The sequence below is a fragment of the Nocardia otitidiscaviarum NBRC 14405 genome (genome assembly GCF_000308635.1).
Taxonomy (GTDB): Bacteria; Actinomycetota; Actinomycetes; order Mycobacteriales; family Mycobacteriaceae; genus Nocardia; species Nocardia otitidiscaviarum.
The window spans coordinates 19,545-40,674 of sequence record NZ_BAGD01000061.1; the positions used below are offsets into that span (position 1 = coordinate 19,545).

The 21,130-nt window shown below is 70.8% G+C and carries 20 protein-coding genes and 1 pseudogene; 13 read left to right on the forward strand and 8 right to left on the reverse strand.

Annotation, left to right across the window (positions count from 1 at the left end; all coding sequences use genetic code 11):
• The first annotated feature begins 305 nt into the window (after positions 1-305).
• The gene (locus ON31_RS11280) at positions 306-1,433 is read left to right on the forward strand and encodes an alpha/beta fold hydrolase (RefSeq protein WP_039812569.1); all 1,128 of its coding nucleotides are present in this window, start codon (positions 306-308) and stop codon (positions 1,431-1,433) included.
• Between the two features lie 9 nt (positions 1,434-1,442).
• Here ON31_RS11280 and ON31_RS11285 read toward each other — a convergent pair whose 3' ends face one another.
• The gene (locus ON31_RS11285) at positions 1,443-2,027 is read right to left on the reverse strand and encodes a TetR/AcrR family transcriptional regulator C-terminal domain-containing protein (RefSeq protein ID WP_029929182.1); all 585 of its coding nucleotides are present in this window, start codon (positions 2,025-2,027) and stop codon (positions 1,443-1,445) included.
• A gap of 108 nt (positions 2,028-2,135) precedes the next feature.
• Between ON31_RS11285 and bioB the strand changes: the two genes are divergently transcribed.
• The 3 genes from bioB to ON31_RS11300 all read left to right on the forward strand — a co-directional run bounded on the left by bioB (position 2,136) and on the right by ON31_RS11300 (position 4,165).
• On the forward strand, positions 2,136-3,149 hold the full coding sequence (gene bioB, locus ON31_RS11290) for a biotin synthase BioB (RefSeq protein ID WP_029929181.1): 1,014 nt from the start codon (positions 2,136-2,138) through the stop codon (positions 3,147-3,149).
• Positions 3,150-3,218: 69 nt separating this feature from the next.
• Positions 3,219-3,452: a biotin synthase auxiliary protein BsaP gene (gene bsaP / locus ON31_RS11295; RefSeq protein WP_051037126.1), complete on the forward strand. Its 234-nt coding sequence runs from the start codon at positions 3,219-3,221 to the stop codon at positions 3,450-3,452.
• Positions 3,452-4,165 (forward strand): DUF2567 domain-containing protein, encoded by a 714-nt coding sequence (locus tag ON31_RS11300; RefSeq protein WP_157533654.1) that lies wholly within the window; start codon positions 3,452-3,454, stop codon positions 4,163-4,165. Before bsaP ends, ON31_RS11300 begins: the two co-directional genes overlap by 1 nt.
• A 19-nt stretch (positions 4,166-4,184) precedes the next feature.
• Here the strand turns inward: ON31_RS11300 and ON31_RS11305 are convergent, their stop codons facing one another.
• On the reverse strand, positions 4,185-4,535 hold the full coding sequence (locus ON31_RS11305; protein WP_039812573.1) for a hypothetical protein: 351 nt from the start codon (positions 4,533-4,535) through the stop codon (positions 4,185-4,187).
• Positions 4,536-4,646: 111 nt separating this feature from the next.
• Between ON31_RS11305 and ON31_RS11310 the strand changes: the two genes are divergently transcribed.
• Positions 4,647-4,841 (forward strand): hypothetical protein, encoded by a 195-nt coding sequence (locus tag ON31_RS11310; protein WP_039812578.1) that lies wholly within the window; start codon positions 4,647-4,649, stop codon positions 4,839-4,841.
• A 96-nt stretch (positions 4,842-4,937) separates the two neighbouring features.
• Positions 4,938-5,561 carry a suppressor of fused domain protein gene (locus ON31_RS11315; RefSeq protein WP_039812580.1) on the forward strand — a complete coding sequence of 208 codons (624 nt, stop codon included), beginning with the start codon at positions 4,938-4,940 and terminating at the stop codon, positions 5,559-5,561.
• 6 nt (positions 5,562-5,567) lie between these two features.
• On the opposite strand, the gene ON31_RS34595 is transcribed toward ON31_RS11315, so the two are convergent.
• Positions 5,568-6,341: an Rv0361 family membrane protein gene (locus ON31_RS34595; protein ID WP_147287204.1), complete on the reverse strand. Its 774-nt coding sequence runs from the start codon at positions 6,339-6,341 to the stop codon at positions 5,568-5,570.
• 227 nt (positions 6,342-6,568) lie between these two features.
• Positions 6,569-7,543, reverse strand: a complete 975-nt coding sequence (locus tag ON31_RS11325; protein WP_039812878.1) for a GlxA family transcriptional regulator — start codon at positions 7,541-7,543, stop codon at positions 6,569-6,571.
• Between the two features lie 148 nt (positions 7,544-7,691).
• On the opposite strand from ON31_RS11325, the gene ON31_RS11330 reads away from it, so the two are divergent.
• Positions 7,692-8,399: a response regulator transcription factor gene (locus ON31_RS11330; RefSeq protein ID WP_051037127.1), complete on the forward strand. Its 708-nt coding sequence runs from the start codon at positions 7,692-7,694 to the stop codon at positions 8,397-8,399.
• On the opposite strand, the gene ON31_RS11335 is transcribed toward ON31_RS11330, so the two are convergent.
• On the reverse strand, positions 8,362-9,147 hold the full coding sequence (locus ON31_RS11335) for an NUDIX hydrolase (RefSeq protein WP_039812584.1): 786 nt from the start codon (positions 9,145-9,147) through the stop codon (positions 8,362-8,364). The two genes, ON31_RS11330 and ON31_RS11335, sit on opposite strands and share 38 nt — an antisense overlap.
• Before the next feature lie 78 nt (positions 9,148-9,225).
• On the opposite strand from ON31_RS11335, the gene nadA reads away from it, so the two are divergent.
• From nadA to nadC, 5 genes and pseudogenes are all read left to right on the forward strand, one after another.
• Complete coding sequence (nadA, locus tag ON31_RS11340; RefSeq protein ID WP_039812587.1) at positions 9,226-10,293, forward strand: quinolinate synthase NadA; 1,068 nt, start codon at positions 9,226-9,228, stop codon at positions 10,291-10,293.
• Positions 10,290-10,721, forward strand: coding sequence for a hypothetical protein (locus ON31_RS37270; protein ID WP_039812590.1), 432 nt, complete (start codon positions 10,290-10,292; stop codon positions 10,719-10,721). The genes nadA and ON31_RS37270 overlap by 4 nt, the downstream gene beginning before the upstream one ends.
• Positions 10,718-12,022: pseudogene (locus ON31_RS38540) on the forward strand (L-aspartate oxidase); the annotation flags it as partial. The gene ON31_RS37270 and the pseudogene ON31_RS38540, both read left to right, overlap by 4 nt.
• 486 nt (positions 12,023-12,508) lie before the next feature.
• Entirely contained in the window at positions 12,509-12,751 is a 243-nt protein-coding gene (locus ON31_RS38545) for a hypothetical protein (protein ID WP_324189554.1), read from the forward strand.
• A gap of 244 nt (positions 12,752-12,995) precedes the next feature.
• On the forward strand, positions 12,996-13,856 hold the full coding sequence (gene nadC, locus ON31_RS11355; RefSeq protein ID WP_039812593.1) for a carboxylating nicotinate-nucleotide diphosphorylase: 861 nt from the start codon (positions 12,996-12,998) through the stop codon (positions 13,854-13,856).
• A gap of 11 nt (positions 13,857-13,867) precedes the next feature.
• Here nadC and ON31_RS11360 read toward each other — a convergent pair whose 3' ends face one another.
• The 3 genes from ON31_RS11360 to ON31_RS11370 all read right to left on the reverse strand — a co-directional run bounded on the left by ON31_RS11360 (position 13,868) and on the right by ON31_RS11370 (position 16,854).
• Positions 13,868-14,359 carry a tellurite resistance TerB family protein gene (locus tag ON31_RS11360; protein WP_051037109.1) on the reverse strand — a complete coding sequence of 164 codons (492 nt, stop codon included), beginning with the start codon at positions 14,357-14,359 and terminating at the stop codon, positions 13,868-13,870.
• Between the two features lie 260 nt (positions 14,360-14,619).
• Positions 14,620-15,798, reverse strand: a complete 1,179-nt coding sequence (locus ON31_RS11365; RefSeq protein ID WP_039812595.1) for a winged helix DNA-binding domain-containing protein — start codon at positions 15,796-15,798, stop codon at positions 14,620-14,622.
• 48 nt (positions 15,799-15,846) lie between these two features.
• Entirely contained in the window at positions 15,847-16,854 is a 1,008-nt protein-coding gene (locus ON31_RS11370; protein ID WP_039812597.1) for a hypothetical protein, read from the reverse strand.
• A gap of 141 nt (positions 16,855-16,995) precedes the next feature.
• Between ON31_RS11370 and ON31_RS11375 the strand changes: the two genes are divergently transcribed.
• Positions 16,996-21,126, forward strand: coding sequence for an SMI1/KNR4 family protein (locus ON31_RS11375; RefSeq protein ID WP_039812599.1), 4,131 nt, complete (start codon positions 16,996-16,998; stop codon positions 21,124-21,126).
• Positions 21,127-21,130: the final 4 nt, after the last annotated feature.

Here is a 21,130-nt window from a genome sequence, read left to right on the forward strand (position 1 = left end):
GCCGCGTAGGTCCGCCGTCGCCCGCACCGGGTACGGAGTCCGCTGCCGGACCGGGTAGGTGTTCGCACGCCGTGGCAGGATCGCCGCCACGCGGCTGCGGAGGCGCGCGCCGTGGGGGCCGCCGCTGCGGGACGCCTGTGGCCTCGTGCTCCGCGGGGCGGGAGCGCCGCTGTGCGGGTGGCCGTGGTGCTCGTCGTGGGTGGGATCGCCGTCGCCCGCGTGGGCACCCCTCGCATGGTCCGCGCTGCGGGGCGGCGCGTTCGGGGGTGTGATCACCGGGCGATCCCTGCCTACAGTGGAGCGGTATGTGGGCCTATCCACATCCGTCCGGCGCCGCCGAGTACGACGACGAGCGGCGGCGGGCGCGGCTGCGCGAAACCCGATTCGGAACCCGGTGGCGAGAGCGGCGCGGGCTGCGGATCGCGGCCCGGTTCGCGCTGATACCGCTGCTGTTCCTCGCGCTGTTCGCACAGTACTGGCGACTCGACGTCGCCCCCGAGCGAGCGCGGCTGGCCCGCACCGCACCGGCGGTCCTGCCCATCGCCGGTCCGTCCGGTGCGGCGGCCGCCGATACCGCGGTCTTCGATCTGGTCGGGCTGGGCTCGCTCGACGCCACCGACACCGCCCGCGCGCTACCGACGTTGAGCCAGCTCGGTTCGGTGTGGGCGGTGCGCTACGACAACACCGGTATCGACACCAAGGTCATCGCCGATCTCATCGTGCGGGTCACCGAGGCCGCGCACATACCGAAGGTGGTGCTGGCAGGCCACAGTATGGGCGGCGTCATCGCCCTGGAGATCGCCCACCACCTGCACACCGCCAGTTCCCGGCAGGTGCTGGCGGTACTGCTGGACTGCACCCCGATCGACCTGCACGCCGTGCGCCCGGAGAGCCGCGACCAGGGGGAGGAGCTCATGCGCTGGGTGGGCTGGTTCCCCGGTGCGCGCGAGAGCAGGCTGCTGCGGCTGATCGCCGAAACCTATTCCCGCCGTGACCGATACCAGGGCGGTCGCTACGGCATCGAACCCGACGACTTCGGTGAGGCGGTGCGGGATTCGCTGCGCGAGAAGATCCTCACCACCGATGTGGCCAGTACCGGGCTGATCGAATCCCAGTTCAAGGCGATCGTGGCCGGGGGCGCGGTGAACCATCTGCGCGCGCTGGCCGAACCCGCCGACGGCAAACCCCGCCCGGCCATCGTGTTCATCCGCCCTCGAAACCCCTACGCCGACTACATAGTCGACGTCGCCTACACCCACCGGGCCCTCATCGACCGAGTGGGAGGCCCGGACGGCACCCTGCTGGTGGTGACCACGCGTACCACCGGTCACGCCAATCCGAAGCAGCGCCCGGCCGAGTACAACGCGGTGATCCTGCACCAGATCGTGCCGTTCGTCCGATTGATCGAACGCACCCCGATGGCATCCGGTTGAGGTCCGGATTCAGCGGATGCGGGTGCCCAGCAGATGCCGCACCCCGCTCACGAACAGTTGCAGCCCGAAGTCGAAACGGGCCGTCGCATCGGGCGTGTCGTACAGCGGCGAATGCTCGTCGGCCAGCGCGCCCACCGAATCCATCTGCATGCGCGCCTGCTCGTCCACGGTCTGCCCGAGCACGTAGTAGAGCAGGGTGAAGGCCGCGAGATCGGCCTCCTCCCTGGTCATTCCGGCCCGAATGGCCGCACTCGCCATGCGCTCGCGGCCTTTCGAGGTGGTGAGGCGGGAAGCGTAGGTGGCGGAGACCAATTCGGCCCCGTCCCGGTAGGCCAGCAGGCACGACCGCAGCCGATGCGCCAGTTCACCGAGCTGCCCGGACCATTCGTCGGCGGTCACGGGTTCGTCCATGGGGGCGAGGATGCGGTCGGCCACCGCGCCCAGCAGCGCCTGCTTGTTGGGGAAGTGCCAGTACAGCGCCCCGGGCTGCACATGCAGCGATCCGGCCAGGCGCCGCATGGTCAGATCGGCCAGTCCGTACTGGTCCAGAATGGCGATGGCCCCGTCGACCACATCGGTGCGGTGCAGCTGCACGGATAATCCCGACCCTTCGTGTTTCGGCTCACGTTCGCGACTGCTAGCCTACCCTGAACACCGTTCAAGTTGCTCGGCCACATCGGCCGGACGAAGGGATTTCGCGCTGTGACCCAGGTAGCCGTCAACACCGATATTCTGGCGATCGCCCGCGAGCAGGTGCTCGAACAGGGCATCGGCCTGACCCAGGAGCAGACCCTCGCGGTGCTGCGCCTCGGCGACGACCGGCTCGAGGAACTGCTCGCCCTCGCCCACGACGTGCGCATGAAGTGGTGCGGTCCCGAGGTCGAGGTCGAGGGCATCATCTCGCTCAAGACCGGCGGCTGCCCGGAGGACTGCCACTTCTGCTCGCAGTCCGGCCTTTTCCAGTCGCCGGTGCGCGCCGCCTGGCTCGACATCCCCAGCCTGGTCGAGGCCGCCAAGCAGACCGCCAAGACCGGAGCCACCGAATTCTGCATCGTGGCCGCCGTGCGCGGCCCCGACGAGCGCCTCATGGCGCAGGTCGCCGCGGGCGTGGAGGCCATTCGCAACGAGGTCGACATCCAGGTCGCCTGCTCGCTGGGCATGCTGAGCCAGGAGCAGGTCGACCAGCTCGCCGCCATGGGCGTGCACCGCTACAACCACAACCTCGAGACCGCCAAGTCGCACTTCCCGCAGGTCGTCACCACGCACACCTGGGAGGAGCGCTGGGACACCCTGCGCATGGTGCGCGAGGCCGGGATGGAGGTGTGCTGCGGCGGCATCCTCGGCATGGGCGAATCGCTGGAGCAGCGCGCCGAATTCGCCGCCCAGCTGGCCGAACTGGAACCCGACGAGGTGCCGCTGAACTTCCTCAACCCGCGGCCGGGCACCCCGTTCGGCGATCTGGAGGTGCTGCCCGCCGCCGACGCGCTGCGCGCCGTGGCCGCCTTCCGGCTCGCCCTGCCGCGCACCATCCTGCGCTTCGCGGGCGGTCGCGAGATCACCCTCGGCGACCTGGGCGCCAAGCAGGGCATCCTGGGCGGCATCAATGCCGTCATCGTCGGCAACTACCTGACCACCCTGGGCCGTCCCGCCGAGGCCGACCTCGATCTGCTGGGCGAGCTGAAGATGCCGATCAAGGCGCTCAACGAAACCCTGTAGTGCGCATCGCATATCGATTGGGCAACCGCATGCCGGGAAGTGGGTGCGCACATGGGTAATGTCGTGGACATGGAAACGGACGAGGTCACCGCGCGCGTGGCGCTGTACAACCCGTTCACCGGCAAGCTGATCGAACCCGGCGCGGACGATCCGGTCCCGGCCGCCGCCGCGCTCGGGCTGGAACCGCCGCGCTACTGCGAGCAGTGCGGCCGCCGCATGATCGTGCAGGTGAGTCCGGACGGTTGGTGGGCGAAATGCTCGCGCCACGGGGTGCTGGACTCGAAGAGTCTGGAACACCGGTAGTGGCACCGGGATTCGCTCCACCTGGAGCCTCCGGGACGCGGACCGAGGTGCTGCGGCGGGAACGCCGGGCGGCCGCGCTGGTCGTCGCGGGCGTCACCGCGGTCAGTGCGATGGCGGCGATGGTGTGGGCCTTCCTCGCCCCGGCCGAACGGTTGGTGGTGGTGGAGCCGGACCGTGGTGCGGTGCTGACCGGGGAGAGCGCGCACCAGTTCGACGCGCTGGCCGTCTTCGTTCTCGTCGGCATGGTGACCGGGGTGCTCACCGCCACCGTCACGTGGCGGTGGCGGCGCGTGCGCGGGCCGATACTGCTGGCCGGATTGGTGATCGGCTCACTGCTGGGCGCGTTCGTCATGCGCCTGGTCGGCGAGGCCGCCGCCGAGGTGCTGTACCCGCGCCCGGAGAACCCGGCGGTCGGGTCGATCGTCGAACTCGCGCCCACCGTGCCCGCCTGGCCGGCCCTCATCGCGCAACCGCTGGTGGCGACGCTGCTGGTGCTCATCTGGTCGGCCCTGAGCGTGGCCGACGATCTGGGCAGCGGACAGTTCCAGCCCTTCGGCGGCGACGCGCCGCGCCGCGGCCTGCTCGCGCCCGGACCGTACGGTTCGGCCATCAGCTACGGACCCTACGGCGGTCCGGGGGCGAACGGCGGCTCGGCGCAGGGCTTCGGGCCGATGCCGTTCGAGGGTGCGGGTCGGGGCAATCCCGACCGCTGAACCTCCTTCGCGCCGCGGGTCATTCGCTCTGTGCCCACGCGGCGACCGGCAGGGACAGGTAGATGCCGAAATCGTCGAGATCGACCGCCTTCTCGATGGCCGCGTGCAGCCCGTCCACCCGCTCCTGCCGGTTCTCGGCGCGGCTCGCGAAGTACTTGGACCGGGCCTCGATCACCACATCGAGTCCACTGCGGTCGAACGGTCCGAGCGGTCGGAACCGGATTTCCACGTCACCGGGCTGCAAATCGCCGTCGTACGGCTCCTCCGGGCACTCCACCGCCACCGATACCGCATGCGGCAGCACCTCCGCCAGCTCACGGAGCACGGTGTCGGGAATACTCGGCGCGTAGGTGACGTCTACCAAGGGCATCGGGCCAGTCTAGCCAGCCCGGAAATCGCAGCCCGAAAATCACTGGCCCCGCCCCGTTCCCACACCTACCGTGGGGCGTCGAACAGCAACACATCCGATCGGGAGACCACCATGAGAACCGCCGCACAGCGCGCCGACGACCCGGTCGCGCCGGAGCGGGCCGCCGTCGCCCCCTCGGAACGGGCCGACCTGACCGCGTGGCGACAGCGCCACGCCCTGCGCCGCTCCAACGCGGCCCAGCCGATCCCCAGCGGTCGGCGCTACCGCCGCACCACCAAACATCGTGGGCGCGAACAACAGTGGTGACCACCGTCGCCGGAACTGTTCCGGCACTTGTTTTTACATTGATTTGAGCCGTCCGACCGTGGTGGCGGCGGCCGTCCGGCCGTAGGGTCACTCGGCATGGAAAGCGCAACGGGCTGGGATGCCATCGACGGTGCACTGCGTCGGCTGTACGGCGAGGCGACGCCGTACCACCTGGGTACGAAGCAGCCGTGGGCGCTCGGCGGCCCGGATCCGCTCGACGGCATCAGCATTTTCGGTCGGACGGACCCGATCGCGCACTGGCATTACGTCGGTTACGGCATGTCGGAACTGTACGAGAAGGAGTCCGCCGATCCGCACACCTCGGGCTGGGGATTCGAGTTCACCATGCGCGTGGTCCGGTCGACGGCCGAGTCGCAGCCGCCGCTGTGGCCCGCGCAGCTGCTGCAGACGCTGGGCCGCTACGTGTTCCAGAGCGAGAACCGTTTCGAGCCGGGCCACACCATGAAGGCGGGCGGCCCGCTGGCCGGCGACCGCACCGACAGCGCCATCCGCGCCATGGCTTTCACGGTCGACCCGGAACTCGGCGAGATCGGGACCCCGCACGGCAGTCTGCGCTTCCTCCAGGTGGTGGGCCTGACCCTGGACGAGTACCAGGCTGCGCTGGGCGGCAACGCGCCCGCGCTGCTGGCCCGGCTCGCCGCCGACCTGCCGCTCTACGTCACCGACGCCGATCGGCCCTCGCTGATCGAGCGCGGCTGAGCGCGGCTACTTCAGCGCGTCGCCGATCCCGCACACCTTCCACTCACCGTTCTCCTTGACCAGGTCGTAGGTGAGTGACTGGGTGTTGGTGCGGCCGCCGAAGTTCACCTCGACGTCGACGGTGAAGGTGCCCTCGTCCGCGCCCGAGGGCACGTCGACGCTCTTCAGGGTCGACTTGGAGTCGACCTTGGGCACATTGGTGACGGTGATGCCGCCGGTGTCGACGCTCTCGATCATCGACAGGTCCGACTGGCAGATGAGGTCCTTGTTCTTCGCGCCGCCGTTGACGAAGTCCTCCGCCACATCGCGCGGGTCGTCCGAGCCGCCGACGATGCCGCCGCCCGAACCCGAGAGCAGGAACACCGCACCGATGCCGAGTACGGCCACCAGCGCGACCCCGCCGATGATCAGTGGCATCTGATTCTTGCCGCCGCTCGGTGGCTGCTGCGGGTAGCCGCCGGGCCCGGGTCCGAACTGCGGCTGCGGTGCACCCGGATGGGGCTGCTGCGGCATGCCGGGCTGCTGGTGCCGGGGTGCGCCGAATTGCTGTGGGGGAGCGCCGTATTGCTGAGGAGTGCCGTGCTGTGGGGGAGCGCCGTATTGCTGCGGAGCGCCGTGCTGCGGGGCACCGTATTGCTGGGGTGCACCGTATTGCTGGGGCGCGCCGGGCATCGGCTGCTGGGGCCCCGGTCCGAACCGCTGCGGTGGCTGCCCGCCCGCCGGATGCGGCGGCCATCCGCCCGGCTGCTGGTAGGGGTTCGGCTGGCGTGGGTCACTCATCTGTCAAATCCTGTACACCTCAGCGGAAAAGAATCGCGGACCGCCGCACCGATGCGCGGCCGATGATCGCACGACGCGTCGAAACGGACGCCGCCGCGATTCAATCACCGCTGTCCACCGCGCCGGTAATGCCCGCAGGTGTTTTTACATACGTTTGAGATTCGCGAGCCCGCCATTTCGCCGCCGGGCTGCGAGAATTCGGCACCGTGAGTTCTTCGGGTCGGCCGTCACCACGGCCCGCGCGCGGCGCGCAGTTCCGCCAGGGTCATGCCGTGGCGGCGGCGCACCAGGGTGCGCAGGGTGGCGGGGCTGGAGTAGCCGACGTGTGCCGCGATGGAGTCGACGGTCAGCGTGGTGGTGCGCAGCAGGTGCGCGGCCCGCTCCAGGCGGATGTCGTTGGCGAATTCGCGCGGTGTCAGACCGATTTCGGCGCGGGTGGCGCGTTGCAGGGTGCGCGTGGTGGTGCCCAGCTCGCGGGCGGCGGTGGCGATGTGCAGCGGTTCGGACAGATGTGCGCGCACCCAGCGTTCGAAGGCTGCGACCAGCGCGTCGCCGCGGGCGACCACCTCGGGAACGGCGAAGGCGGCCTGGGTATCCCGATTGCCGAGCGCCAGGTAGCGGGCGGTCAGCTCGGCCAGCGCCGGAGAGCGGCCGTGTACCAGCGACAGTGCGAGGTCCATATGCGACAGTGACGCCCCGGCGGTGGTGATCCGGCCGCCCCGGCACAGCAGACGGCTCTCGTCCAGGGCCACCCGGGGGTAGCGGCGCCGGAAGCTCGGCCCGAGCCACCAGCTCGTCGTCGCGGGCGCACCGTCGAGCACCCCGGCCTCGGCGAGGAAGAAGGTGCCGGTGCAGGCGGCCGCCAGCCGTCCGCCGGCGTGGTGGGTCCGCCGGATATGTTCGAGCACCGGCCTGCTGTGCGGTGCCGAGACCAGACCGATCAGCGCCTGCGCGTCGAGCACGTTCACCGCCGGGACGATGACGAGATCGACCTCCTCGCGCAGCTCGGCCAGGGGCGTGGTGGTCACGGAGTGCCCGTTGCCGGAACGTACCCGGTGGCCGAAGGAGACGGTGTGCACCCGCCACGGGGGCGGTGATTGCGGGAGCCGCTCTCGCAATCCGTTCGCCATGCTGAAGGTCTCGATCAGCGCCGCGTAACCGAAGTCGGCGACGCCGTCGACCACGAATACCGCGACATTCATGTCGCGCATGCTACTGAACCCGTCGCATTCGCTACTGCCCGCACCGGGAAGGCTGTCCTAATCTCTTGGACTCGTGACCGATTCGGGAGGAGATCGGATGAGGACAATGACGGAGAGCGTGGTGACCGACCGAAGTCCGGGGGGACGGGTGCGGTTGCTGCTGATCGAGGACGACGACATATCCGGCGATGCGCTGGTGGATATGTTGACGGAAAGGGGTTTCGACGCCGAACGCAAACGCCGGGGAGCCGATCTGCTGCTCGGCCACCGTGACTACGATGCCGCGCTGCTGGACCTGGAGCTGCCCGACGGTTGTGGCCTGACCACCCTGCGGCGGCTGCGCGAGGTGAGTTCGATACCGGTGGTGCTGCTCAGCGAGGACGACGACGAACGGACCATCGTGCGGGGGCTGCGCGGTGGGGCCGACGACTGTCTGGTCAAACCGCCGCGGATCGGCGAACTGGTGGCACGCATCGAACACGCCATGCGCCGCACCGCGGCGGAGGCGGCGGCCCGGTCCGCGGTGGTGGACACCGGTGACGTGCGCGTCGATCCGGTGGCCCGGGAGGTCACCGTGGCCGGCGCGCCGATCCTGCTCACCCACAAGGAATTCGAGCTGGTGGAGGCATTGGTGGAGCGGCCGGGGCAGGCGGTGAGCCGGGAGATCCTGATGGATCGCATCTGGGGTGACGCCTTTCTCGCCGTCTCCCGCAGCCTGGACGTGCACATCTCGACCCTGCGGGCCAAACTCGACCGGCCCGGACTGATCACCACGGTGCGCGGCTTCGGCTACCGCTGGGCTACCCAGCCCGAGGTGGTCAGCTCGGCGGGCGCAGCGCGGCGAATTCATCGGTGACGCGGATCTCGGTGTCGGTGAAGCGGTAGAGCGCGGCCGGACGGCCACCCGTCCGGCCGGGTGAGGCGGTCGCGCCGGTGGGGGTGATGACCCCGCGGCGCGACAGCACCCGTTGCAGATTCGTGGTGTCCACCTCGTATCCGAGTGCCGCGCAGTAGATCTCGCGCAGGGTGGACATGGTGAAGCGCTCCGGGGCCAGACCGAAGGCGATATTGGTGTAGGAGAGCTTCGCCGCCAGCCGGGTGCGGGCGTGCCCCACCACCACGCCGTGGTCGAAGGACATGTCCGGCAGTGCCGACACCGGATGCCAGCGGGTGTCCGGTGGCAATTTGGGGTCGGCGGTCAGCGGCACCAGACCCAGATAGGCCGAGGCGATGCGGCGGTCACCGGGCACCCGGTGCGGATCGCTGAACACCGACAGCTGCTCCAGGTGGGTCAGCTCGCGCACATCCACCTTCTCGGCGAGCTGGCGGGCGGCGGAGAAGTCGAGGTCCTCGTCGTCGCGCAGCCGCCCGCCCGGCAGCGACCAGGTGCCCTTGGCCGGATCGAGGGCCCGCTCCCACAGCAGCACCGCCAGTTCGGTGCGTTGGCCGGGCGGGCAGCGGCGATCCAGCGATCGACGCGGTGCCTCGGCCCCCGAAGCCCCTGAAGCCTCGGAAACGTCACTACCTGCGGTGATGCCCTCGGGGAAGCGGCGAACCTGGAACACCGCGGTGAGCGATTCGTGGATGGTGCTACGATGGGCCACGTTTTCGATTCTAAGTCGAAAACCGGGTGTATGCGAATCGGCGAAGCTGCCGGACGCATGAGAGTTAGGAGCCGGACCATGGCTGCACTGGGTGCGATGATGCCGCTGACCGAGCGCATCACCGATGGACCGTCGGGTTTCGGGGGAGTCGAGGCCACTCCGGAGTGGGCGCGGGAGATCAAGCGACTGGCGCGCGAACGCAATGCCACCATCCTCGCGCACAACTACCAGCTGCCCGAGATTCAGGACGTCGCCGATCACGTGGGTGACTCCCTCGCGCTGTCCCGGATCGCGGCCGAGGCACCCGAGGACACCATCGTGTTCTGCGGTGTGCACTTCATGGCCGAGACCGCCAAGATCCTCAGCCCGGAGAAGACGGTGCTCATCCCCGATCAGCGCGCGGGCTGCTCACTGGCCGACTCCATCACCGCCGACGAACTGCGTGCGTGGAAGGCCGAACATCCGGGGGCGCTGGTGGTCTCCTACGTCAACACCACCGCCGCGGTGAAGGCCCTCACCGATATCTGCTGCACGTCCTCCAACGCCGTGGACGTGGTCGCCTCCATCGACCCCGACCGCGAGGTGCTGTTCCTGCCGGACCAGTTCCTGGGCGCGCACGTCAAGCGGGTGACCGGACGCGAGAACATGCACATCTGGATGGGCGAATGCCACGTGCACGCCGGAATCAACGGCGACGAGCTGAACGAGCAGGCCCGCACCCATCCGGACGCGGAACTGTTCGTGCACCCCGAATGCGGTTGCGCCACCTCGGCGCTCTACCTCGCGGGCGCGGGCGAGTTCCCGGCCGACCGGGTGCACATCCTGTCCACCGGCGGCATGATCGACGCCGCCAAGGCGGCGGCGCGGAGCTCGCGCAGCGGCGAGTCGGGCACAGTGAACCAGGTGCTGGTCGCCACCGAGGTCGGCATGCTGCACCAGCTGCGCAAGGCCGCCCCCGGCGTGGACTTCCAGGCCGTCAACGACCGCGCCTCCTGCAAGTACATGAAGATGATCACCCCCGCCGCCCTGCTCCGCTCCCTGGTGGAGAACCGCGACGAGGTCCACGTCGACCCCGAAACCGCCGCCCTGGCCCGCAACTCGGTGCAGCGCATGATCGAGATCGGCAACCCGGGCGGCGGCGAGTGACAGGCGGCCCCCAGCTCCCGGCGGCCCACGCGGCCGCCGGGCCGGGGGCGCGCACGGTCGCCGGGCTGGGGATGCGCGCGGTCGCCGAGCAGTCCGCGCGGCTGGCGGTCGAGCCAAGAGTGCGGGTGGCTGTGTCGGGCAGTGCGGGCGCTGGGCCTGGGCGGCGAATGGTTGCCGGGCGCGGAGTGCGGCTGGCGGTCGAGCCGGGAGTGCGGGTGGCTCTGCCGGGAGCTTGGACGGTCGATGTGCCGGGTGCGCGGGTAGCGCGGCCCGGGCGGTGCGCGGTCGGCTGGCCCGAACGGCTGGTCACCGGGGCGAGGACATGCGGTGTCGCCGTGCCCCGGATGCTGCCGTACACCGGGTCGGTCCGCCGTGGCGTGACGGCGGCGGGCGTGCGCACGACCACCGGGAAGGGAGAGATCCGGTGAGTATCACGATCAACTGGGAGGCCGAGGCCGATCTCGTCGTCGTGGGCGGCGGGGTGGCCGGGCTGACCGCCGCGCGTACCGCGTCGCTGCGCGGGCTGCGGGTGCTCACGCTGAGCAAGGGCGGGCCGACCGATACCGCCACGCAGTACGCGCAGGGAGGGATCGCCGTGGTCGCCCCGCACGGGGATTCGGTGGAGTCACATGTCGAGGACACCGTGGTGGCCGGGGCCGGTCTGTGTGATGAGGCGGCGGTGCGCTCGATCGTCGAGGGCGGGCGGGATGCCGTCGCCGCGCTCACCGATCTGGGCGCGGTCTTCGATCTCGGACGTGACGGGCAGGTCTCGCGGACCCGCGAGGGCGGACACAGTACGCGGCGCATCATTCACGCCGGGGGCGACGCCACCGGGGCCGAGGTGCAGCGGGCGCTGAACGCGGCGGGCCTGCCGGTGATCTTCGGTGCGGCAGCGGTCGAGATCCTGACCGGGCCGAGCGGCGTGCGCGGTGTACTCGCCCGGTCCGACCGGGGTTTCGGTGTGGTGCACGCGCCCGCCGTGCTGCTGGCTACCGGCGGGCTCGGGCAGCTGTACGCGTGCAGCACCAATCCCGCCGGGGCGACGGCCGACGGCGTGGCGCTGGCCTTGCGCGCGGGCGCGGTGGTGGCGGATCTGGAGTTCGTGCAGTTCCATCCGACCGTGCTGTACGCGCGCGGCGGGCTGGGGCGGCGACCGCTCATCAGCGAGGCCGTGCGCGGTGAGGGCGCGATTCTGGTGGACACCGAAGGCAATTCGGTCACCGCCGGAGTGCACCCGCGCGGTGACCTCGCACCGCGCGACGTGGTGTCGCGGGCCATCGCGGCCCGCATGCGCGAACTGGGCACCGAGCACGTCTATCTCGATGCCCGCGCCATCGACGGTTTCGCCCAGCGGTTCCCGACCATCACCGCCTCCTGCCTGGCCGCGGCCATCGACCCGCGCACCGGACTCATCCCGGTCGCCCCCGCCGCCCACTACCAGTGCGGCGGCGTGGTCACCGACACCCACGGCCGCACCACCGTCCCCGGCCTGTACGCCGCGGGCGAGGTGGCGCGCACGGGTCTGCACGGCGCGAACCGGCTCGCCTCCAACAGCCTGCTCGAGGGCCTGGTGGTCGGCGAACGCGCGGGCGCGGCGGCCACCGAACGCCTCGGCGCAGCCGACCCCGTCACCGAGATCGGCCCCCTGCACCTGCCTCGCGTCGACCGCACCGCCCTGCAACGGCTGATGACCGACCGCGCCTCCGTCGTCCGCGACGGTGACGGCCTGCGCGAGGGTGTGCTGCGCCTGCTCGAACTGCTCGCCGCCAGCGGCACCGGAACCGATTCCGGCGCAATCGATATCGCCGCCCCCGGGCCGGACGGCGGAATCGGTGTGCCACTCGCCTCACCGCTCGGACCGGGGTACGAGGCGCACGCCGGGCCGCGCGACGACGTGGGCGGCATCACCTCGCGTGGACCTAGCGATCACGGGAGCGGTACCGCGTCACGCGGTCCGGGTGGTGCTGCGGGCGGCCTCGCATCGCGCGGGCCGGGCGGCGACAAGGGCGGCAGCGCGCCGGGCGGACTGCTCGGGGGCGGCCGGGGGAGCGCGGCTCGCGGATACCGTGTCGACGCGGAAGCCGCGCACCACCGTCCGTACGGCGGTGCGGCCGACGAGCACCCGGCCGGGGCGCACCCCCTGACGCGCGGGTATCACGGTGGTCCGGATGCCACGGTCGGCGAATCGCGGTCCGGCACCGATACCTCCGCCACGGTGACCGCCGCCGATATCGAGGATGCCGCACTCACCCTCACCGCCCGTGTCCTGCTGGTCGCGGCGGCGGCGCGCACGGAAAGCCGTGGCTGCCACACCCGTTCGGACCATCCGGAGCCCCGCGCGGAGCAGCGCCGCAGTCTCGGGGTGCGGCTCGGCGAGGACGGTCGGCCGCAGTTGCTCACCGACGGCTGGGAGCAGCCCACCTGGTCGCGCACCGCCGTACCCACCGCAGCGTCATGAGACCGCCCGTGGCCGCGACGGCCGAATCCGCTGCCGCCGAGTGGCATTCGGAATCGCATCGCTCGGCCGGGAAGGGGCCTACCCGCGCCGAGCACACTCGCGCCGCCGCGCACGGTTGTGCCGATGCGGCCGAGCACCTTCGTACCCGCGCGGGCGGACACGCGCGGATGTCGGCACCGTTTCCGCTTCCCGGCACCGCTCGTCCGCGGCGCGGTGCTCGGTCCATCGATCCAGGAGTGCAGCGATGACTCTCGATACCGGACTCGACCGCGACGAGGTGGTCGCGCTCATTCGCACCGCCCTCGACGAGGATCTGCGCTACGGGCCCGATATCACCACCGTCGCGACGGTGCCCGAGGATGCCGTGGTGAAGGCGGCGGTGGTCTCGCGGCAGGAGGGCACCGTGGCCGGGCTCGATATCGGCCTGCTGGTGCTGGACGAGGTGATCGGGGCGGGCGGTTACGAGGTCACCGAGCGGGTGCCGGACGGCACCCGGGTGCGGCCGGGTGACGCGGTGCTCGGCGTCGTCGCTCCCACCCGGGGCCTGCTGACCGCCGAGCGCACCCTGCTCAATATCGTCTGCCACCTCTCCGGAATCGCCACCGCCACCGCCGCCTGGGTGGATGCCGTGGCGGGCACCCACTGCCGCATCCGCGACAGCCGCAAGACACTGCCGGGTCTACGGTCGCTGCAGAAGTACGCGGTCCGCGTCGGCGGCGGCGTGAACCACCGCATGGGGCTCGGCGACGCCGCGCTCATCAAGGACAATCACGTGGTCGCCGCCGGTTCGGTGGTGGCGGCGCTGCGGGCGGTGCGCGCACTGAACCCCGCCATCGAATGCGAGGTGGAGGTGGACAGCCTGGAGCAGCTCGACGCCGTGCTCGCCGAGGACGTGGAACTCGTGCTGCTGGACAACTTCCCGCTGTGGGCAACCCAAGCCGCCGTGCAGCGCCGCGACACCCGCTCACCGCGCACCAAGCTGGAATCCTCCGGCGGTCTCACCCTGGATGCCGCCGCCGACTACGCCCGCACCGGCGTGGACTATCTGGCCGTCGGTGCGCTCACCCACTCCGTGCGTGTGCTGGACCTCGGCCTGGACATGTAAGGCCCGGCGCGTCAGTCGGGGAGCCCGAACTCCTCGGGGTCCAGCAGCAGCACCTGGCAGGCCTCCCGAATGGTGGCCGCCTCGTGCTGGTCGAAGCCGCCGTCCGCATTGCCGATCATGATGCCCAACTGCACGACGGCGCGCGCCTCGGCCGGTTTGCCGGTGCACTTGGCGACCTGCTGCATGACGTAGGCGCGGCCGAACGCCGGATCCATGGCGATCCGATTGCAGTTGTCCTCGAAGAGATTTCGCAGTTCGTCCACCGGAAACTGGCGCAGCACCGGATCCGCGCCGATGAGCTGCGCCACCCGCATCCGCTCGACCGGATCGATACTGCCGTCCGCGGCCGCCACCAGGGCGCAGATCCCCATGGTGGCGTCCCGAAAGGAGCCGCCGCGCAACTCGGTGCGCTTGGCCAGCAACTGCTCCCGCCACTTCGGCGCCTGATCGACCAACTGGCTGATCGTGCGGGCATTGTAGAGGAAGCGGTTCAGGAAGGCCATGACACTCTCCGAATGGGAAGACCGGGCCAGCGCCCCCCGCGCCCCGGACATGCAGATGTACGTGCAGACCCTAACAGCGGGACCGCCCACCCGACACCCGACGGATTTTGAAGGATAAAACGGAATATGTAGCGGCCGAATGGAACCCGTGTGCGACGGCAGGTGTGACATCCGCGCCGCCTCAGATGATCGCCGCAGGTCTCACGCCCTCACGACGGGCGGGACCTACGGCGGTGGGCCGGTAACGCGGTGTGCGGCCGCTAAGCGGTGAGCTCCCGCTCCAGCGGGGTACGGAAGCGAGGAATCGGGCGGATTTCGCCGTACCAGTCGGTAAGCCGGACGGCCTCGGCTTCGATATGCCGCTGCGCCTCGGAGCCGACGTCCTCCAGCAGCCGCCACACGATCTCACCGTCCGCGCGCTGCGCCCAGCCGCCGACGATGCGCCCGTCCCACCACACGGTCGGCCCCACATTGCCATTGCGGTCGAACAGCGCCGGACCGTGCGCGCCCAGATACCAATCGCGCGCCTGCCACCCCATGGGCGTCGGATCGAGGGCGGGCAGCAGCGCCGCCCACGGCTCCGGCGCGGCGACCGGTTCCAGATCGTCGGCGAGCACCAGTCCGGTGCCGCCGTCCACCGCGACCTCGACGGTGTCCAGTCGTGCCAGGGCCTTCTTCACCTCGGCGGCGGTCCACCCGGTCCACCATTTGACATCGCTCACCGGAGCCGGGCCGAACCGATGCAGCCACCGCCGCACCAACTCCGCCCGCGCCTCGTCCGCGGACATGGCCGCGATACCGTCCGGCAGCCAGGATTCGATGGGCGACCACGTGTACTGACTGCTGGACCACGACCCATTGGGCCGCCCGCGCACGATCCGCCCCTCCGCGCCCAGGGTCACCAGCACCCAGGTGGTGATATTCGTCGGCTTCGAATACGACTTGCCCGGCGCGGTGTCGACCTGCGTCCGCAACCGCGGCACGTCCTTGCTCAACTGCGCCCCGGTCGCCGCGCCCCGCGCCAGCAACGCCCGGTGCGTCTCCGCCTCCACCTCGGCCCACCACGCCGAGATGTCCCCGTCGACGACCCCGGCCTGTTCCACGAAGCGCCCGTACGTCTTTCGCTGCTTGGTGGCCAGCGCGTCGGCACACGACGCCTGCAACACCGGCACCAGGTCGATCGGCGCCACGAACATGGTGCGCCGCATGGCCAGCATGCGCAGCAGCGTCCGATCCTGGTACAGCGCCTTCTCCACATGCCCGGGTTCGACCGTCCGACTGCGCGCGGCCACCGAGAGGAACACCGTCGCCGGATCGGTGGCGTGCAGCACCACCATGGCCCGCGCGATCTCGGCGGCATCGTCCACCCGCGCCTCGGGAGCGAGCAGATGCCGGACCGCCAGTCGAGCGCGCCGCTGCGCGGTATCGATCGAACGCATGGGCGAATGGTAGCCGTCGGGTACGACGGTCGCACGCGACCAGGCCGCTCACTCGTGGACGCGCAGCACCTCCTCGTCGTCGGGGTCGTACTCGACGCGGAACCCGGCCGCCGTCAAGACGTCGGCACACCGCCGCACGAATGCGGTCTCGTCCGGCGGGTCCGCCTCGGGATCGGGTTCGTCCGCTTCGCAGTGGTACACCTGCACCGGCTCGGCCCCCTCGTCCACGCGGAATCCGTCCTGGAAACGGTGGTACGCCGGGAGTTCCGCGCGCCGTAGCGCCCGCTCGACCGCCGCCGCGTGCGCGCCGCGCTGCTCCTGCTCGGCGAACTCGTTCACCGGGTGCCGGGCCAGCAGCGACCGCCCGTCCGACTGCGCCGCCAGCACCGCGCGCGCGTCGAGATCCCAGTACGGCTCGGCCAGCAGGCGCAGCGCCCGCGCGGTGGGAGAGCCGACCGTGGTGAGCGCCTTGCCCTCCAGATCCGTGACGCGGCCCGCCCATGCGGTGACGCGGGCGCGGCCTGGATCGGCGAGGCGCAGGAAATTACCGGCCGCCACTACCTCGGCGGTCAGTCCCGCATGGAATTCCAGCAGATGTTCGTCGACCGCCACCACTTCCGCGCGTACCGTGCCGCGAAAGACGCCGCGCCCGTGGTTGTAGTGCCCGAACAGGGTGCGCGTCACCGTCGTCGCCCCCTCCACGCGCACCTGACTGCCGCCCGTGCCCAGATCGCCCGCCCGCAGATCGCCGCGCACCAGCAGGAAGGGGCCGAAGTCGCTCTCCCAGTTGGTCACGGCGCCGGTGACGGTCAGGTCGCCGTCCACGACCAGTCCGCACGCGGCCGGGTCGGAGGCGATCCCGGCCCAGCGGTCGAGGGCGTGAAAGTCCAAGGGCAGCTGGGAAACCCGCACGCCGCCCGGTGCGACGAGGACGGTGTCCCGATCATCGGCGCGGGCGAGGTCGAACAGTTGCCGGATGCCGAAGCGGGCCTGCGCCTCGGCCACCGGAACGGCCCGCGGCACGGCGGCGGATCCGTCGTCTGTCGTTTGTGTCACGGTCGTACAGTAGCGTGCCGAACCAAACGATCGTTCGTCCGGGAACGATGCGTCAACCGCGGTCGCATCCATCCGGCGGTGATTCGTCCTCCATACCGGCACAACGTATTTCGATCGTGCGAACTCGACCTCAGGAAGACCATGGACCCGCACCCCTCCGCCACTCGCTATTTCGGCCTGCCCGTACCCGCCCGGGTGGCGGCGGCCGTGGACGAACGGCTGCTCGACTACTGGGTGGGTGATCGCGGCCCGCTCGTGGACGCCCACCTGGCCCGCAACCACCCGTACTTCGGGGCCATCGACAAATCGCTGAGCGGTTTCGTCATCATCGATGACGAGGGCGACGACTACACGCTGCTGGATCTACGCGGCGACGGCCGGGTGTGGTGGCAGGATCACGAAACCCGGGAACTGGCACTGTGTTTCGACTCCTTCGACGTCTGGCTGGCCTATCGCGACGAACTGGAGCGTGCCGCCGCGGACGACACGGACGAGCGCTCGAAGTACGACATCCGCGAGTCCTTCCTCCCGGCCTCGGCACCGGACGTCAGCGAGCCGACTCCCACCAGCGCCGAACTGGCCGAGCGCTACCAGTGGCTGATGTGGCTGCTGGCCCGGCCGCTGCTGCACGACGGACAACCCATGCAGTCCGCGGAAGCGCTGGCCGCCAGTGCCGCCGGGCACTACGCCGACCGGTGGAGCGGGACCGACGTCGACAAGGTCTTCGAGCTGGAATTGCCGCTGCTGCACGGTGATCCGCATCTGGCCCTCTATTGGCTGCTGCACACCGCGCTGCTCGCTCGTGACGCCGACCGGGCCCGCGTGCTCGACGAGATCGCCCGCGCCGCAGACCGACCCGAACTACTCGACGCCTTCGTCGCGGTCTTCGGCCGCCTGCCATTGGACGGCGACGTACCCGCCGTCGACGATTTCCGGATCCGCCGTGCGCTGCTGCAGGAGTACGCGGCCGACGACGAGCAGCGGGCGCGCGCGGCGCTCACCGCCCTGGAGATCGCACCGGAGTACCGACCGCTGGTCCGGGCGAGCTGGATCGTGCGTGGCCTCGACGACGGCACGATCACCGGCGAACAGGTGAACACCGTCCTCGATCGAGTGCCCGACACCACCGGCACCGCGCTGCTGCGCGCCGAACTGGATCGCCGCGCGGGCCGCGACCACAGCCCGGCCGCCGATGCCCTCGCGCGGCTGGTGCCCACCTCCGCCTGCGAGTGGCAGACCCGGCTGTGGGCGATCTCGACGGTCGCGCCGCTGGTGCGTAACGGTGCGGCACTCGCCGAGGCGGCGCGGGAGCTGCTCGGCAAGGATCCCTACAGCCGCCCCTGCCTCACCCTGCTGCGTCGGGCACACGAACTGGGCTGCGGCGAAGCGGTGCTGACGCGCGCGGAGCTGGACCGCCGCTGGGGCGACGCCGAGGCTTCGGCGAGCTACCTGGAGCGGTTGCGCGCCGCCGCCGACGATGCCGCGCCGATCCTGACCGAGCTCGCCGGAACCGCGCTGGGCGAGATCGTCGCCCAGCGCGTGCTGCTGCGTGCCGACATCGACGAGCCCGAGGCGGCGGTGATCGGGTGGGCGCTGCGCACCATCCTGGACGGCTCGCGCGCGGACCGCGCGGACTTGGCCGCCATCGGCCTGCGGCGGCTGCCCACCCAGGACCGCACCCGCACGGTCGGGCGGCTGCGGGTGGACGCCGCCGACAGCCCGGTGGTGGCCGTGCTCATCCACCTGCTCGAGCACACGCCCGAACCCGCCGCCTCCGACATCCTCGGCGAGATGTACAACGACGAGCTGAAGGAAGCCGTCTGTCTCGCACTGGCCCCGGTGGCGCACGAACCGCCGGTCTTCGACGAACTGCTCCGGTTGGCGGGGCTGCCCGCCCCCGGCGGCACGGTGGAGGCGCTGTGGGAGCAACTGTTCGACGCGAGCGAGCCGCACTGCGTGCTGCCGCGGCTGTCACCCGAGCAGGCCGTCCGCGCCGCCACCACCATGATCGAGACCATAGTGACCCATCCCGCCATCGGCGCGCGCAATGCCGCGGGACACCAGCTGTACCGGTTCCGGCATCCGGGTGCGCAGGACTTCCTCATCGCCGCGCTCGACGACTACGGCCGCCGCTACGCCGACTCCGATCCGGCGCACAGCCCGGAGCTCAGCCACGGGCAGACGTTGGACGATCAGCTCGGTGAGGTGGTCGCCAACCTCTATGCCGCGGTGCGGCAGGTGAATTCCGCGGCGGCGCGCGGCGCGCTGATCGAGCGCCTGTTCACCGAGCGGCGCAGCATCTGGCGCATGGGCGACGCACTCGGCGAGGTCTTCTCGGCCCAGGTGCACCGGGATGTGATGCGGCGCTTGCGCGAGCGCCGCGACCCGCGTGCCGCCGCAAACTACGCCAATGCCCTCGTCGACCATGTCGGGCAGCGGTGGCCCAGGGTGGAACTGCTGCGCGAGATCAGCGGGTGGCCCGCCCCGACCGATCCGGTCGAGCAGCGGGTGTTCAAATTCGCCCTGTCCACCGGGATCCTGGCGGCCCTCGAAGGGAACGAGTCCGAACTGGTCCGCGCGGCGCACGCGGCATGGGCGGCGCTCCCGGTCGCGGCCGTCGAACCCGACAGCCTGGTGCGCGGGCGGGACTGGGCCGATCCGCTGGAGGCATCCGACACCCGCGCCCGCCTGGCCGAGGTGCTCTCCGGGGCAACCGATTCGGCCCGGCTCGCGCTGCGGGAACGGGGCGAGCGGGCTCGGGCGGCGAGACGGCCGCTGACCAGGATCACGGACGCGGAACTCGCCGGACTGGCCGGGGTAACACCCGGGCGACGCCTGCTCGCCGATCGGGCCACGGGCGAGGTGTGGTTCCTCGACGCCGAGCACACCGTGTTCTGCTTCGACGGTTTCGGCATGTGCCACAGTCCGTTCCGGTCGACCGTGCTCGGCTACGACGATCTGCGCGACTTCCTCGGTGCGGTACCGGAGCAGTCCGAACGCGTGCTGCTGTGGACGCGCGCGGGCAAGGATTTCGTCGAGCTGGTGCGCTACGTCGATCGCGTCGTGTACCGCTGGGGAGTCGACAACGGTCATATCGACGCGCTCGGCCTGACCTTCGCCGACCAGGACGCGGCCGCGCACGCCGTCGCCCGCATGACGGCCACCTGCCTGGCCGCGAAGTACACCGCCTCCGACCCCTGGTACCGGCCCGGCCGGGCGGCGATCCTGCGCACCTTCCGCCGACCCGACGCCGACAACGAATACCTCACCGCCTTCGACCGGCTCCGGTTCGCGGTGGACCCCGCGACCGCGGCGGCACACGAACGCCGGGAGCTGGAGCTGTACCGGGAGGGCGCGGTGCTGACCAATGTGGAGACGGTGAGCTGGGACGCCGATCGGCTGCGTACCGACATGACCGTGGCCGAATGGGTGCGCGCCCGCATTCGCGACGATCAGCAGGATCCGGTCTGGCATGTGCGGGCGCTCGCCGAGATCGCGGAATACCTGACGGCACAGGGGTTCACGACGCACATCCCCGAATTGGCCGATCTCCACGTGGAACTCGGCCCACCCGCCGCGCCCGGCGAGATCGATACCCTGGCAGCCGAACTCGGCACGCCGCTGCCCGCGAGCCTGCGCGCGCTGTGGGAACGCGTGGGCCACGCCGAGTGGCGCATCGGCGACACCGGATTGCGGTTGCTCGGCCCCGCCGAGGTGCGCCGCGAACGGCCGCGCTCGCGGCGGCTCGGCGCGAAGTACGCGGCCGCCCTGCGCGGCGAACAGCGCACGCGGTGGGAGCCCGCGCTGACGGCGATCAACGCGCTGGTCGTCGGTCTCGACGGCAGTGCCGACACGGTATTCACCGACCTGGAAGCGGTGTCCGACGACCGGGTCTTCACCCACCTGGACCAGCACCCGGCCAAACTCTCATGGCAGAGTTCGCTGTCCTGGATCGTCGCGACCTCGTTCCTCAGCCGCTTCGCCGATCACCTAGAGCAGGCCGCTCCCGACACCCTGATGCTGTTCGGCGGGCAACGGCGTGGCCCGGACCTGTCCCACCGGTATTTCGAGGCGGAAACGTCGAGCGGCACCAAGTTCTGGGAGATCGTCACCGACCCGCACCTGGATATCCTCGCCACCCGGCACGGTAGGGAGGGCACCGTGGGGATCGTCTCGGTCGAACGCCACGGTGATCCCGCCAAGGCCACCGCGCAGGCGGCGAAAGCGATTGCCGCCAAACAGCGCGGCGGCTACCGGGAGATCACGGACTGACCGC

Coding starts and splice junctions, on each gene's coding strand:
- ON31_RS11310 (WP_039812578.1), top strand. CDS start 4,647: ATGAGAACCGCCGCACAGCGCGCCGACGACCCGGTCGCGCCGGAGCGG.
- ON31_RS11305 (WP_039812573.1), bottom strand. CDS start 4,535: ATGCCCTTGGTAGACGTCACCTACGCGCCGAGTATTCCCGACACCGTG.
- ON31_RS11280 (WP_039812569.1), top strand. CDS start 306: ATGTGGGCCTATCCACATCCGTCCGGCGCCGCCGAGTACGACGACGAG.
- bsaP (WP_051037126.1), top strand. CDS start 3,219: ATGGAAACGGACGAGGTCACCGCGCGCGTGGCGCTGTACAACCCGTTC.
- ON31_RS11365 (WP_039812595.1), bottom strand. CDS start 15,798: ATGCGTTCGATCGATACCGCGCAGCGGCGCGCTCGACTGGCGGTCCGG.
- ON31_RS11315 (WP_039812580.1), top strand. CDS start 4,938: ATGGAAAGCGCAACGGGCTGGGATGCCATCGACGGTGCACTGCGTCGG.
- ON31_RS11325 (WP_039812878.1), bottom strand. CDS start 7,543: ATGAATGTCGCGGTATTCGTGGTCGACGGCGTCGCCGACTTCGGTTAC.
- nadC (WP_039812593.1), top strand. CDS start 12,996: ATGACTCTCGATACCGGACTCGACCGCGACGAGGTGGTCGCGCTCATT.
- nadA (WP_039812587.1), top strand. CDS start 9,226: ATGGCTGCACTGGGTGCGATGATGCCGCTGACCGAGCGCATCACCGAT.
- ON31_RS34595 (WP_147287204.1), bottom strand. CDS start 6,341: ATGAGTGACCCACGCCAGCCGAACCCCTACCAGCAGCCGGGCGGATGG.
- ON31_RS11375 (WP_039812599.1), top strand. CDS start 16,996: ATGGACCCGCACCCCTCCGCCACTCGCTATTTCGGCCTGCCCGTACCC.
- ON31_RS11360 (WP_051037109.1), bottom strand. CDS start 14,359: ATGGCCTTCCTGAACCGCTTCCTCTACAATGCCCGCACGATCAGCCAG.